Origin of the sequence: Maribellus sp. CM-23 (assembly GCF_021354595.1) — a bacterium.
GTDB lineage: Bacteria > Bacteroidota > Bacteroidia > Bacteroidales > Prolixibacteraceae > Draconibacterium.
In genome coordinates, this window is sequence record NZ_JADWYJ010000001.1 from 67,451 (window position 1) to 81,685 (window position 14,235).

The 14,235-nt window shown below is 43.7% G+C and carries 10 protein-coding genes; 7 read left to right on the top strand and 3 right to left on the bottom strand.

Going from position 1 to position 14,235, the window contains the following annotated elements; translation table 11 throughout:
* The first annotated feature begins 642 nt into the window (after positions 1-642).
* The 3 genes from INQ51_RS00285 (at position 643) to rocD (ending at position 5,172) form a co-directional block, all read left to right on the top strand.
* On the top strand, positions 643-1,620 hold the full coding sequence (locus INQ51_RS00285; RefSeq protein WP_233375893.1) for an isoaspartyl peptidase/L-asparaginase family protein: 978 nt from the start codon (positions 643-645) through the stop codon (positions 1,618-1,620).
* 53 nt (positions 1,621-1,673) lie between these two features.
* Positions 1,674-3,734, top strand: coding sequence for a BatA domain-containing protein (locus INQ51_RS00290; RefSeq protein WP_233375894.1), 2,061 nt, complete (start codon positions 1,674-1,676; stop codon positions 3,732-3,734).
* A 214-nt stretch (positions 3,735-3,948) separates the two neighbouring features.
* Positions 3,949-5,172, top strand: coding sequence for an ornithine--oxo-acid transaminase (gene rocD / locus INQ51_RS00295; protein ID WP_233375895.1), 1,224 nt, complete (start codon positions 3,949-3,951; stop codon positions 5,170-5,172).
* Between the two features lie 139 nt (positions 5,173-5,311).
* Here rocD and budA read toward each other — a convergent pair whose 3' ends face one another.
* The gene (gene budA, locus INQ51_RS00300) at positions 5,312-6,076 is read right to left on the bottom strand and encodes an acetolactate decarboxylase (protein ID WP_233375896.1); all 765 of its coding nucleotides are present in this window, start codon (positions 6,074-6,076) and stop codon (positions 5,312-5,314) included.
* Positions 6,077-6,227: 151 nt separating this feature from the next.
* Between budA and INQ51_RS00305 the strand changes: the two genes are divergently transcribed.
* The 3 genes from INQ51_RS00305 to INQ51_RS00315 all read left to right on the top strand — a co-directional run bounded on the left by INQ51_RS00305 (position 6,228) and on the right by INQ51_RS00315 (position 9,229).
* Positions 6,228-7,271: an agmatine deiminase family protein gene (locus INQ51_RS00305; RefSeq protein WP_233375897.1), complete on the top strand. Its 1,044-nt coding sequence runs from the start codon at positions 6,228-6,230 to the stop codon at positions 7,269-7,271.
* Positions 7,272-7,277: 6 nt separating this feature from the next.
* On the top strand, positions 7,278-8,162 hold the full coding sequence (locus INQ51_RS00310; protein WP_262909844.1) for a carbon-nitrogen hydrolase: 885 nt from the start codon (positions 7,278-7,280) through the stop codon (positions 8,160-8,162).
* Between the two features lie 62 nt (positions 8,163-8,224).
* Positions 8,225-9,229, top strand: coding sequence for a YeeE/YedE thiosulfate transporter family protein (locus INQ51_RS00315; RefSeq protein ID WP_233375898.1), 1,005 nt, complete (start codon positions 8,225-8,227; stop codon positions 9,227-9,229).
* A gap of 192 nt (positions 9,230-9,421) precedes the next feature.
* Here INQ51_RS00315 and INQ51_RS00320 read toward each other — a convergent pair whose 3' ends face one another.
* Positions 9,422-9,793 carry a VOC family protein gene (locus INQ51_RS00320; RefSeq protein WP_233375899.1) on the bottom strand — a complete coding sequence of 124 codons (372 nt, stop codon included), beginning with the start codon at positions 9,791-9,793 and terminating at the stop codon, positions 9,422-9,424.
* A 177-nt stretch (positions 9,794-9,970) separates the two neighbouring features.
* The gene (locus INQ51_RS00325) at positions 9,971-12,469 is read right to left on the bottom strand and encodes a LysM peptidoglycan-binding domain-containing protein (RefSeq protein ID WP_233375900.1); all 2,499 of its coding nucleotides are present in this window, start codon (positions 12,467-12,469) and stop codon (positions 9,971-9,973) included.
* 209 nt (positions 12,470-12,678) lie between these two features.
* On the opposite strand from INQ51_RS00325, the gene guaA reads away from it, so the two are divergent.
* A complete protein-coding gene (gene guaA / locus INQ51_RS00330) occupies positions 12,679-14,208 on the top strand; it encodes a glutamine-hydrolyzing GMP synthase (RefSeq protein ID WP_233375901.1) in 1,530 nt (509 codons plus the stop codon).
* The last annotated feature ends 27 nt before the right edge of the window (positions 14,209-14,235 follow it).

Sequence of the window (14,235 nt, forward strand, 5' to 3'; positions counted from 1 at the left end):
TACACTTCATTTATCCACTACACATAAGTGTTCACAAAACACCAACGCACGTGAAACAGCCATCAACCGGGGAAAGCCTACGTATTTCAATTGTTAATAAACCCACTGATTAATAAACAATACAGCTGACTGTCTTGCGTCGTATTTACAAATTATTGTATATTGTTGCTTAAGGGACAGTTTTTATTTTCTATCGGAAAGATGACAAAATCTTTGTAATCGTCTTGACACAAACAGGATGTTATTAATCAATGGTTATTTCTAAGTTTTGAATAACCATAAAAAGGGATTTAAAAAAGGGATGAAAAGTAACAGGAATCGTAGTTGGACAGTTGTGATAATCTTACTTTGTTGTATTTCGGCTGTGGTGTTTTTTCCAATGGCATCAGATAATATGACAGTGTACAAGGGAATTGTTTTTACATCTATTGCAGTTGTTTTGCTTTTATTGTTTTTTCTGGTAAAAGTACATATTATCGAATCGGATGAACATCGACATATAATTGACTAATTTCGGCAAATCACGAATTAGTCCACACTCAACATTGTAAAACGTAGTACTCAGGACTTATAAATTCGATAATGATTTATTTTATTATCGGCATTATTATGTCATTTTTGTAAATCATTAATCAAATTAAAATGAGACTTTGTACGGTTTTCTTTTTAGCCTTTCTGATTTTATCATTATCAGGACAATCGCAAAAAAAGTATACGGTCGTCATTCACGGTGGCGCCGGTATAATGTCGAAAGAACGCATTAATGAAGCGGCGCGCAGCGAGTATAAAGCCAAGCTAAACGAAGCACTGGAAGTGGGAAATAAAATGCTTGCTGAAGGAGCAACGGCAACCGATGTCGTAGTAAAGGTCATTAACATAATGGAAGATTCTCCCCTGTTCAATGCCGGGAAAGGTGCTGTTTTTACCCACGAAGGTGTTAACGAACTGGATGCCTCCATTATGGAAGGAAAAACGCTGAATGCCGGGGCAGTTGCCGGAGTCCGTGATATCAAGAATCCGATTAATGCGGCACGTGCTGTTATGGAACATTCAGAACATGTGATGCTAAGCGGCCCGGGAGCTTCGCAATTTGCCAAAGAACAGGGCCTCGAGATTGTTCCCAATACATATTTCTATACGGAAAGCCGCTACCAATCGCTTCAGCAATTACTAAAAAAGGAACGGGAAAGAACCGGCAAAGACAATACCGGCACTGTTGGTTGTGTGGTCCTCGACAGCTACGGAAACTTATGTGCCGGAACTTCTACCGGCGGCATGACCAACAAACGCTACGGCCGTATTGGCGACTCCCCTGTTATTGGCGCCGGAACGTATGCCAACAACAATACCTGTGCAGTTTCCTGCACCGGGCACGGAGAATATTACATCCGGCTGGGATTTGCCCGCGACATTTCAGCCATGATGGAATACAAAAACCTGGATTTACAGACCGCCTGCCGTGAAGAAATCAATAAACTCACCAACCTGGGAGGAACTGGTGGTGTTATAGGAGTTGACAAGCAGGGAAACATTGCCATGGAGTTTAATACCAGCGGCATGTTCCGCGGCTATTTAAAATCAAGCGGAGAAAAAGAAATCGCTATTTTTGAAGACGAATAATAAATACATAAACCTCAGACTTCGGCCCTCCGACTTCTGAATATCGCTTGTATATGAAATTTTTGTTTCCATCCTTTCTGTTCGCATTGCTGACCATCGCTATTCCGGTCATCATTCACCTTTTTAGTTTTAAAAGACACAAAACGGTGTATTTCAGCAATGTCGATTTTCTGAAAGACATCAAAAAGGAATCAAAAAAGAAATCACGGCTCAAACAATTGCTCATTCTTGCCGCGCGCATTCTGACCATCATTTTCCTCGTTTTTGCCTTTGCCCAGCCCTATATTCCGGCAAACAGGGACACTCAGAAACAAATTCGGCAGACGGTAGCTGTTTATATCGACAATTCGTTTAGTATGAATGCGCTTTCAGAACAGGGACAGCTGCTGGAAGTGGCCCGCAACAAAGCACTTGAAATTTGCTTGGCTTATCCGGCCGGCACAAAATTCAGGCTGTTTACCAACGACTTAAAACCCAAACATCAGCACGATTTAAACCGCGAGCAATTTATCCGCGAAGTTTCCGAAGTTCAGCCTTCTCCCAATGTTGTTCCCTTTTCGCTCGTTTACAATCGCTTTTCAGAAGAACAAAGTGCGGATGGTACAAAATCAGATAAAAACCTGTATTTCATTTCCGATTTTCAACGCCCGGTTAGCGATTTCGGGAATTTTTCTGACAAAAGCACTTTCAGTTATTATCTTCCACTGGTCCCCAACGAAGTGGCCAATCTTTACATCGATTCGTGCTGGGTGGAAGTTCCTGCTCACCGACTGGGGCAGGAAGAAAACGTGATGGTTCGGATTAAAAACAGCTCCAACCAGCACTACCAAAACCTGCCGTTGAAACTTTACCTGAACGACTCGCTCAAGTCGATCACCAACTTTAACGTGGAAGCACAAAACGACATTGTTGCCAGCCTGAAATACACCAACAACACCAGCGGGCTGCAACTGGGACGGATTGAAATAAGCGATTACCCGTTTACGCACGACAATAACTGGTACATCAGCTACCAGGTAGAGCGCAACCTGAAAGCACTGGCCATTTTCAACAATTCGAAGGCTTCGCAAGAAGGCTTGGCTTACCTGGATGCTTTGTTTGCCAACGACGATTATGTCATTCTTGAGAAAATGAACGAGCAAAGCCTGCAAGTCAACCGCTTGAATGAATTCAACACCATTTTCCTGGTGAACACCGAGAATTTCTCCAGCGGTTTTTTAAACGAACTAGAGACCGTGGTAAAAAATGGTGCATCCGTGGTTCTGTTTCCTGAATTGGAATCGAACCCGGCGCTACTCAATAATTTCCTTTCACGTTTTAATGCCAACCGCATTATCGGAACAGATTCCACCACGCAAGAAATCTCACGCATCGAGTTTGAGAATAATTTCTACAGCGATGTTTTCAAAAAGCGGGAACAAAACCCCATACTTCCGGTAATTAAAGGTCATCTGCGTTTTGAATCGGCCACCCGTTCCGACGAACAAAACCTGCTGGCTTTCCAAAACGGAGACAAAGCATTGTCGCAACTAAACATCGAAAACGGAAAAGCCTGGATTTTCAGTTTCCCGTTAAACAACGAAAACGAAGCTTTTGCACGCGACATTTTGTTTGTCCCCACCCTTTACAACATGGTTCTGAACAGCCTCCCTAAACAGGAGATTTCGTTTACCGTTGGGCAAAATACCTTTTATTACCTTCCACGAAACATCAATATCGACCTGAATGCTTCGGTTGAAATTGTAAACCGGAAAAACCAGGATAAAATTATACCCACCGTAAGTGCATCGGGGCAAGGCATGCGCATCGATTTTGGAGACCAAATAACAGGCGACGGGCATTATCTGATCGAAAACGACGGCGTGGCAGTTGCTTCCATGGCTTTTAACTTCGACCGAAAAGAATCGGACCTGCGTTATTTCACTGCCGACGAAATTGAATCAAACCTGGAGGAGAACCAATTGAACAATGCAACGTTGGTGCGTGCAGTAGACCGTAATTTTTCGGAAGTGCTGAGCGAGATTCAAAACGGCAAACAACTTTGGAAGGTGTGCATTCTGCTGGCGCTGTTTTTTATTCTTGCTGAAGTGTTGCTCATCCGTTTCTGGAAATAAATTTCTGCTGACCTCTTTTCGTTAAAGAAACCTTTCATCCAGACTATTCATGCCAGTTCAGAAGATTCGAGCAAGATGTAAAAGGAATTGTTTCTCAGGAAATTTGTGATAATATCTTCCGAACCTGATATTTCTCACTGCTCTTTAACACTGATATTTTGGTTGCTTTTTCGGGGTAAAAATCGTATTTCTGCATAAACTTAAAACAATTTAAATGACTACACTGACCTCGAAAGATTACATGGCCAAAGAAGACAAGTTTGGCGCACATAATTATCACCCGCTACCCGTGGTTTTAGCTAAAGGCGAAGGAGTATTTGTTTGGGATGTGGAAGGGAAAAAGTATTTTGATTTCCTCGCTGCCTATTCAGCCGTAAATCAGGGCCATTGTCACCCTAAAATAGTAAAAGCACTTGCCGATCAGGCACAAACGCTGGCACTTACCTCGCGCGCTTTTTACAACAACGTACTTGGCGATTGGGAAGAATACATGACCAAATTGTTTGGCTACGACAAAATGCTGCCCATGAACTCGGGTGCCGAAGCCGACGAAACCGCTTTGAAACTCATCCGGAAATGGGCATACAAAGTAAAAGGTATCCCTACCAATGAAGCTAAAATTGTTGTGTGTGACGGAAACTTCCATGGAAGAACGATCACCATCATTTCCATGTCGTCTGATCCGGATGCCTACCAACATTACGGACCTTACACGCCGGGCTTTGTCAACATTCCGTACAACGATCTGGAAAGGCTCGAAGCAGAGCTGAAAGATCCGAATGTGGCCGGATTCCTGGTAGAACCGATTCAGGCAGAAGCAGGCGTTTACGTTCCGGAAGATGGTTATCTGAAAAAAGCGTCGGAACTGTGTAAAAAATACAATGTGCTTTTTGTAGCTGATGAAGTGCAGACCGGTTTGGCACGTACCGGAAAAATGCTGGCCTGCGATCACGAAAATGTCCGCCCCGATATTCTGGTGCTGGGCAAAGCCGTTTCGGGTGGTTTGTACCCGGTTTCATGTGTACTGGCGGACGACGAAATTATGCTTACTATTAAACCTGGAGAGCATGGCAGCACCTACGGAGGAAACCCGATGGCCGCCAAAGTTGCCATGGCCGCTCTGGATGTGTTACAGGAAGAAAAACTGGTGGAAAACTCAGAACGCCTGGGCAAGATATTCCGCGCTGAAATGAAAGCAATTAAATCGGAAATGATTGAAATTGTTCGGGGAAAAGGCTTGCTGAATGCCATAGCAATTAAACCGACCAACGGCAAATCGGCATGGGATGTTTGCCTGGCAATGAAAGAAAACGGCCTGCTCGCCAAACCAACCCATGAACACATCATCCGGTTTACACCGCCGCTGGTGATCACCGAAGAGCAAATGATGGAAGCCATCGAAATTATCAAAAAGACTTTTAAAGAGTTTGAAGCATAAGACGAATTAGAATAATGTATTAGTGGGGTTCAACGTTGGTTGGGCCCCATTTTTTTGTGCCAATGTCCAGAGGTTTCGTTCCTGAAACATTTGAGAAGATTTTGATTCAAATCGTGAAAAACGTATTTTCATTGAAAACCTATTCTCCTTCCACTTTTTGCAGGTCTTCGCTAAGATCCTCGTCAAGCGAAGTTTTTAGGAAATGTCCTTCAGCAGGAATCTTCAGAGTGAACTCATTGATCTGATCAATTTGCAAGTGTCCGCTTTTTAGTTCGAATGAAAGCAAGTGTCCGCCAAAGTTTTTATCATCTGACAAAAAATGAAGATGATACCCCGGAACATTCAAACCAGTAACATACGGAGGACAGTAAAAACCAACCAAGGTTCCTGAAATGTTGACGGTTTCAAATTCAGGTTGATTTTCGGTCACTTCAACCAGTGGCGGATACGGAGTTTTTTGCATGGGTACACTGCGTGTTTTTACCCTATCAAAAGTTCCCTTCAGTTTGATCGCATAAAAAAAATTGGGGCTTGGAGCCAAACTGTCTATCGTCGCTTTCAGTTCAGAATATGAAAGCTTATTCAACGGGTATTCTTTCCCCGGTTCGAAATTAGTTACTGATGCAAAAGGCGTTAAGACATCAGACTCGGGATGATAAATTTTACCGTCGGCTTTTACTTGGTAAAAATGCCCGTCAAGCAGAATCATTTCTCCATCAAGGCCGTTAAAAGTACCAATGCCAAAATCTCCATATTTATCAAGTGTTTGCAAACTGGTATTCCCGTCATAAACTCCTTGCAACAAGGCATCGATAGTGGAAACCTGTACCAATTTTTGCTGACGATTCTGACTGCAACCAACAAATAAAAATACACCAAGCAGGAATACCACACTTTTTATCATGAGTTCGGAATTTCGATTTAGTTTCTAAAATTAAGACAATTTTGACATCTACGTAAAGACAAGAAAGAGAGCCTGCCAAGAAATTGGATGTATCTTTAAATTATTATGTATTTCATACTATTTTTGCCCCATAAGTTAGTTTGAAGAATACATGAGCAATACATCAACATACGATCGGCGACTGCCTGCTGAGTGGGAACCACAGTCTTTTTTGCAGCTTACTTTTCCACATGCCAACAGCGACTGGGAATACCTTCTGCAGGAAGCGTCTAAATGCTTTGTGAACATTATCGAAGCGGCAGCCCGTTTTCAGCCCGTGTTGGTGGTTTGCGACAGTGTAACCCGCGTAAAAAGCTATTTTTCGGATTGCACGAACATCTATTTTACCGAGATTCCGTCAAACGATACCTGGGCACGTGATCACGGTGGAATTACTGTTTTAACTGATGGAGGAGCAGTAGTGCAGGATTACATTTTCAACGGTTGGGGGAAAAAATTCGAGGCTGGTCTCGATAATCAAATTACCAAAAATCTGTTTGAACAAAACCTGATTCAAAACAGTGTATTGGAAAGTTTCGATTTTGTGTTGGAAGGCGGTTCCATCGAAAGCGATGGCAAAGGAACAATTCTGACCACAACAGAATGCCTGATGGAGAAAAACCGAAATCCGCAGCTTTCAAAAGCAGGAATTGAAGCCATTCTGAAACAAAACCTGGGAGCGAAGAAGGTTCTCTGGCTCGACCATGGTTACCTGGCGGGTGATGATACCGACTCGCACATCGACACGCTGGCCCGCTTTTGCAACGAGAATACAATTGCTTATGTTGGCTGCAACAATCCGGATGATGAACATTACAATGCTTTGCAGCAAATGAAAGAACAGCTGCAACAGTTTACCAACGCTGAAAGAAAACCCTATGATTTGGTTGAACTCCCCTTCCCCGATGCTTGTTTCGACAGTGAGGGCAACCGTTTACCAGCCACATATGCCAATTTTACGGTAATAAATGATGCTGTTTTAGTTCCGGTATATGAGCTTCCGCAGGATCAGATAGCCGTGGATATATTTGCAAAAATCTTTCCCGAAAGAGAAATTATTCCGGTAAATTGCCGGGTATTGATTGAACAGCATGGATCGCTGCACTGTGTAACCATGCAATATCCCAAAGCAGTAGTATTCAATTGTAAAAAGTAAGAAATCATGAGCAAAATAAAAGTTGGAATCGTTCAGCAGGAATGTTCAGGTAATAAGACAAGTAACATTCAGAAAAGTATTGAAGAAATAAAAAAATGTGCTTCGATGGGTGCTGAGCTTGTAATTTTACAAGAGTTACACGCCAGCTTGTATTTCTGTCAGACGGAGGACGTGAACCTCTTCGATCTGGCCGAACCGATTCCCGGACCCGATTCCGACATTTTTGCGCAGGCAGCCAAAGATGCGGGCGTTGTGCTCGTTACTTCCTTGTTTGAAAAACGGGCGGCTGGCTTGTACCACAACACAGCGGTTGTTTTCGAAAAAGACGGTTCGATAACCGGCAAATACCGAAAAATGCACATTCCGGATGACCCTGCTTTTTACGAAAAATTTTATTTCACTCCGGGCGATCTGGGTTTTAACCCAATCCACACTTCGGTAGGCAAACTGGGATTATTGGTTTGCTGGGATCAGTGGTACCCCGAAGCTGCCCGCCTGATGGCGCTCGCGGGAGCAGAAGTATTGATCTATCCAACAGCCATTGGCTGGGACCCAGCGGATACACAGGAAGAAAAAGCACGCCAGCTGGATGCCTGGATCATCTCGCAACGCGGACATGCAGTGGCCAATGGTCTGCCCGTGATCAGTGTTAACCGCACAGGTTTTGAATCCGATCCGTCGGGCATAGGCAAAGGCATAACGTTCTGGGGCAACTCCTTTGTAGCCGGTCCCCAGGGAGAGTTTATCTGCCGTTTTTCGGCGGAATACGAACAATCCGAAGTAATTGAAATAGATAAGACACGCACCGAAGATGTTCGCAGAATTTGGCCTTTCTTCCGCGACCGCCGGATTGATGCCTACGGAGATATCTTGAAACGTTACAGGGATTAAGAACCACCTGTTTCCTATTTAGCTGACAACACAACCGAAAACCTTTGTAAAAATCCAATATCATGATTGTACTTACACTGTTTTTAGGATTTCTGTTTGGGCTTACACTTCAGTACGCCAGCCTTAACAAGTTTAACGTCATTAGTGGGATGGCTACCTTAGACAACCTAACGGTTGCCAAAGCCATTGCCGTAGCTGTTGGCCTAGGAGCCATTCTTATCAACATCGAAGTTGGAGTTGGAATGGCTTCGTACCATGTAAAACCGCTGATTTTGGGAGGACTGGTTTTGGGAGGCCTTCTTTTTGGTGCCGGCATGGCCATTCTGGGTTATTGTCCCGGAACGCTCGCCATTTCGCTGGGAGAAGGATCGCTTGATGCTTTGCTTGGAATTATCGGAGGAATTTTGGCCGGCATTGTTTATACGCTGGTGCTTCCTTTCCTACAGGGAATACTGGGCCCCAACCTGGGTGCTTTTTCGCTCAGAACGGCATTAGACAGCAACCTAGTCTTTTATCTGCTGGTTTTCCTGATTGGAGCCTTGTTTATCGGAGTTGCCTTTGTTTTGAACAAAGCGGAAAAATCAACCAATTACCGCTGGCTGGTAGCCGGAATTGCGTTGGCGGTTTTAAACGTGATCGTATTCTCAAAATTTGCTTCTGACCGCCCCATTGGTGCTTCCACCACCTATCCGTATGTAGGCGATGCTTTAGCCGGACTCACTCAAAACGAATATTTCACCAAGATTCAAAACCCGGGAAACTGGGAATTGATCTTTTTATCCGGGGCATTTTTGGCCGGGCTGATCGGATCGTTGTTGCAAAAGAAATTTGAATTTCGCCTGGTGTATGAAAACTGGGAAAAATACAAAGGCACTTCCAAAACACAACGTGCCTTGTGGGCTTTTATCGGCGGCTTTTTACTGATTTTCGGAGCCCGTATGGCAGGCGGATGTACCAGCGGACATGTTCTCTCCGGAGGGATGCAGGTAGCTTTCAGCAGTTTGTTGTTTGCAGCAGTAGTTTTTGCAAGCCTGTTACTTACCGGAAAATTCTTTTACAAGAAATAACTGCACCCAGGCATCAGAAAACGAAACCACTTTGCACTGGAAGTCCATAGGTTTTAAATTGAATGAAATTCAGAAGAAGAATTAAGATCTGAGATCTGGGTAATGAGTAGCAAGATAGATTGGTATAACGTTCATCTTACAGCGCAGTCCGCATGTTTTCTTAGTCGATGTAACGTTTTCGGGGATTTGTTTTTAGCGATGTTGGTCAAGTAAAATCACATTCCCGTCAGGGTCGGTCAACATAAGATTTGCAGGACCTTCCGTTTTTTCGTCAGCTTCACTCATTAATGTAAGTCCGCTTTGTTTTAATTGTTTCTGAATTTCACGTATGTCTTCAAAGTTTTCCAGGTTACTTGCATTTTCATCCCATCCCGGGTTAAAAGTCAGAATGTTACCTTCAAACATACCCTGAAAAATTCCAATGAGAGCATTGCCATTTTTCATTATTAGATAGTTCTGTTCCTTACTTCCTGCAAAAACAATAAAACCTAATTTCTCATAGAATTCTTTTGATGCTCCTAAGTCTTTAACATTGAGACTAACTGAGAATGCTCCTAATTTCATGTTTTTCTGTTTTTAGTATTTACTTCGGTGCCTTCATCCATGTTTTTTGGGTCAAAAACTATATTCAGAAAAAGGCCTGCTGCAGATAAAGATAATTCTTAAAATTGACTATTCCACAGGCAACCTAAGGAGTATCATGCCAACTTTATCAACCCTTCTTTTTTTAATAGTTGTTTCTTATTCCGGAATTTCAGCCACCAACCGGGGTTGTCCTTTTACACGCTCACGTTTTACATCGTAATTGCGTGTGTAGGAAATAACCGAAACGCCCTGGTTCATGTATCCTCCAAACTGTGAATATTTATCGAAGTGATAATTACCTTGAATCAGGTCGACATGAAAAAAGGGAAGACATTCGCCAAAATCACGGCCCAATTCGGCCAACGCTTTTACAAAATAGGTAGTAACGTCGTATCCCTGGAATCCAAAATTATCGGGCTCGGTACCAAACGCTGTTTTAAAACCGCTGACAAAACGAATCGTTTTCGGCGAATTATAATCGATCCAGTATGGAGCCAGGTATTTGAGTTTCAGATTATGGAAGTGATCGATTTGAATACTTTGATAGCTTGGGTAACGATGAGTACCAATCAGCGTCATCGAATAATCGCTGGCAAGGTTATTCAGGTTCGATATGGAAATGCTAAGTACTCCTTCGTCCGATGAAGGAATGTAGATCACATTTTCCTTGGTGGAGGACATGATCCGGCGCAAACCAAAAGCGCCCTCCCGTTGGAAGTCATAGATGGTAAAATTCACCCCGTCTCTTTCACTCATAAAACCTGAGTTAAAAAACTTTTCCTGCAGCATATCCACCATTTTCCCTTCGGGCGTGCCGGCATATTCCTGTGTTTTCAGAATAATAAAATTACTGTTGTGGTATTCTTCTGCCACCATGTCTGCCGTTTGCTGTGTCAGGTAATCGCGGGTTGGGTTTACCTGGTAATAATACGGATTGGAACTCAGCAAGCCGGATTGTGCAGCCAACGGTGATACCAACGGAATCCGGTTTTTGGCAGCTATCTGAGCAACTTCCTTTTGTACTTCCGGATAAATAGGGCCAATAATCAGATCGGTCTGTAAAAACTCGTCAGTAAAAATAAACTTTCGAACGGCGTCCATGCGTTGTTCTGTATCGAAAACATGCAGACGAACATTTTGCCCGGCCTGTTCCAAATGATCGAGCGCCATCAAAACACCTTCATAAAACTGCACGAAGTTTTCGCTGCTCCGGTAAAACTTCTTAAACATGGGCTTTCGCTCCACCTCAATGGTGGTATCCTGGTTTGCCATCGCTTCCAGTAAATGCTGATTGTTGGGAGAATGGGTATTAACGTCGGCCAGATAAATCATGGAGTCGGGAATGGCCTCTTCCCGGTTCAGCGTGTCGTTGGCTTCCAGAAACAAGGGAAGGAAAAGTGCCACGTCAAAAGTTTCCGATGAAAATTCCCTCAATTGCGGTTTGCAAAACTCGGGGATTTCCATGGTCGCATCTACGGCAAAGTATTTCTCATCCGGCAGAGCCGCTTCAGACGACACTACAGTTTCAGATACTGATTCAGTTCCAGATTGTGTTACCGCTGCTTCCTCTGTTTTGTGCGGAATCAGAATCGTTTCGCCTTCCACCAGGTTACGGTGCTCCAACACCGGGTTGTATTTTTTTAATTCATATATACTTACATGAAATTCTTTTGAAACGCCATACAATGTTTCCCCCTTCGTAACATCGTGCTTATCAAACGCCTCTTCGTTCAAAGGTCTGGCCTCGGTTTGCTCTATCTCGGTTTCCTTTACCGGCACGCGAATCACGGCACCGGCCGGAAAGTCGGTATTCAGAATAGGATTAAGCGCTTTTAATTCCCCCTCTGTTACGTCGTACTTCCGGGCGGTTCCCCAAAGTGTCTCTCCCGACTCGATGATGTGTTCAAAGTACTTTCCGGAGAATTCTTCTTTTGGTTTTTTAACCGGAACAACCGCAGTTTCTTTCTTCTTCACAGGAATTGAAAGTACCGCACCTGCTTTCAGGTTTCTGGCCGCCGGATTCAATGCTAAAATTTCTGTCTCGCCAACACCATATTTCTTGGCAATGGAATACAAGGTTTCTCCGGAAACCACCTGGTGTGTTAATGTACCCGCAGGCAATGGTTGCGGCTGAATTTTTACCTCCTCCTTCTTTTCTGCCACCGGTACTTTTGGAGCCTCTGCCTCTGGCGTTTTTTCATTCCAGAAAGGAATTTGCAGTTTCAACCCTTTTTTGATGGTGGTTACCCCCGGGTTGTGAGCATACAATTCCTCTACCGAAATTCCGTATTGACGTGCGATGAAATAAGCCGTTTCATTTTTCGACTTTACCCTATGCGTTAAAAATCCGGACGGTTTTCCCCTTTCCTGTCCCGACTTTGCCGACACATCCGCATCTTCGCGGAAAGGAATTTTTATGACGTCGCCAATTTTAGGGCCTTCTGTCAACTTTGGATTGTACTTTTCCAGCTCTTCCCTACTAACCTTGAATTTTTGCGTCAGGGAAAAAATGGTTTCACCTGTTTCGATCTGGTGTACAATGAATTTTTCGCCACTGATCACCACTACCTCATTCTTCTTCAGACTCTGGGCGTTTAGCGGCAATTCAAAAACAACCAACAGGAAAACAACAATAAATTTCAGAATAACCCTCATTGATAAGCGCTTAAATTTTGGACCAAAATTAACAAATAATAGCCAACACAAAATTCTAACGTTTTAATTTGAAATTAATTTTAAGCCCATTCCTGAAACCGTACTTTCTGGCAGTGTTGTTAACATGTACTTCTTTTTAACCAACAATTGGCCAGGTTTTCTGGCGATATTCTTACTTTTGTGCATTCACAATCAAAAGTAAAATTTTCATGCAGGAAAAGATTCTAATTCTAGACTTTGGGTCGCAGTACACGCAATTGATCGGAAGAAAGGTCCGTGAGTTGAATGTTTATTGTGAAATCCATCCTTTTAATCACTATCCTGAGATTGACGAAAGCGTGAAAGGCGTGATTCTTTCAGGTAGTCCTTATTCGGTAAGAGACGAAGATGCGCCCCGACCCGACCTCTCGAAAATCAAAGGAACTTTGCCTGTTCTTGGGATTTGCTACGGCGCTCAGTACCTGGCTCATTTTTATGGCGGAGAAGTGGCTCCCTCGGATTCAAGAGAATACGGACGGGCCAACCTGGGATACATTGACCACGACAGTGAGCTTTTCAAGAATGTAGGACTTCATACGCAAGTGTGGATGTCGCATGGAGATACCATTGTAAAACTTCCGAAAAACTATAAGGTAATTGCATCGACTGAAGATGTTAATTATGCTGCCTACAAAGTAGACGACGAACGTACCTGGGCTATTCAGTTTCACCCCGAGGTTTACCACACCACCGAAGGCAAACAGTTGCTGGAAAACTTCGTTTCCGACATTTGCGGATGCGTGCAGAACTGGACACCTGACTCGTTTGTGGAAACTACCGTGAATGAATTAAAGGCACAACTGGGTAACGACAAAGTAGTGTTAGGCCTTTCTGGAGGTGTTGACTCGTCGGTTGCCGGGGTGTTGCTAAACAAGGCAATCGGTAAAAATCTGACGTGTATTTTTGTTGACAACGGACTTCTTCGTAAGAATGAATTCGAAGATGTACTGCATTCCTACAAAGACATGGGACTGAATGTGATTGGTGTAGACGCCAGTCAAAAATTCTGGGACGACCTGGCCGAGGTTACCGATCCGGAACAAAAAAGAAAAATTATTGGCCGCAACTTTATTGAAGTTTTTGATGAAGAAGCGCACAAGATACAAGATGTGAAGTGGCTCGCACAGGGCACCATTTACCCCGATGTTATTGAATCGGTTTCGGTAAACGGTCCATCAGCCACCATAAAATCGCACCACAACGTAGGTGGATTGCCTGAGAAAATGAAACTGAAAGTAGTGGAACCGTTGAAACTGCTTTTCAAAGACGAGGTTCGTCGTGTGGGTAAAGCCCTTCAGATTAAACAGGAATTACTGGGGCGCCATCCTTTCCCGGGTCCGGGGCTTGGCATCCGCATTCTGGGCGATGTAACTCCCGATAAAGTAAGAATTCTGCAGGAAGCCGATGCCATTTTTATCAATGGTCTGAAAAAATGGGGATTGTACGACGATGTTTGGCAGGCAGGTGTTATGCTGCTACCCGTGCAGTCGGTAGGTGTAATGGGCGACGAAAGAACCTATGAAAATACCGTTGCGTTGCGGGCTGTAACTTCTACCGACGGAATGACGGCAGACTGGGTGCACCTTCCCTATGATTTTCTGGCGAAGATGTCGAACGAGATCATTAACAAGGTGCGGGGAATTAACCGCGTAGTTTATGACATTAGTTCCAAACCGCCGGCAACAATTGAATGGGAATAGTTGTTAGGCTTTTGATATTGGTTGCCT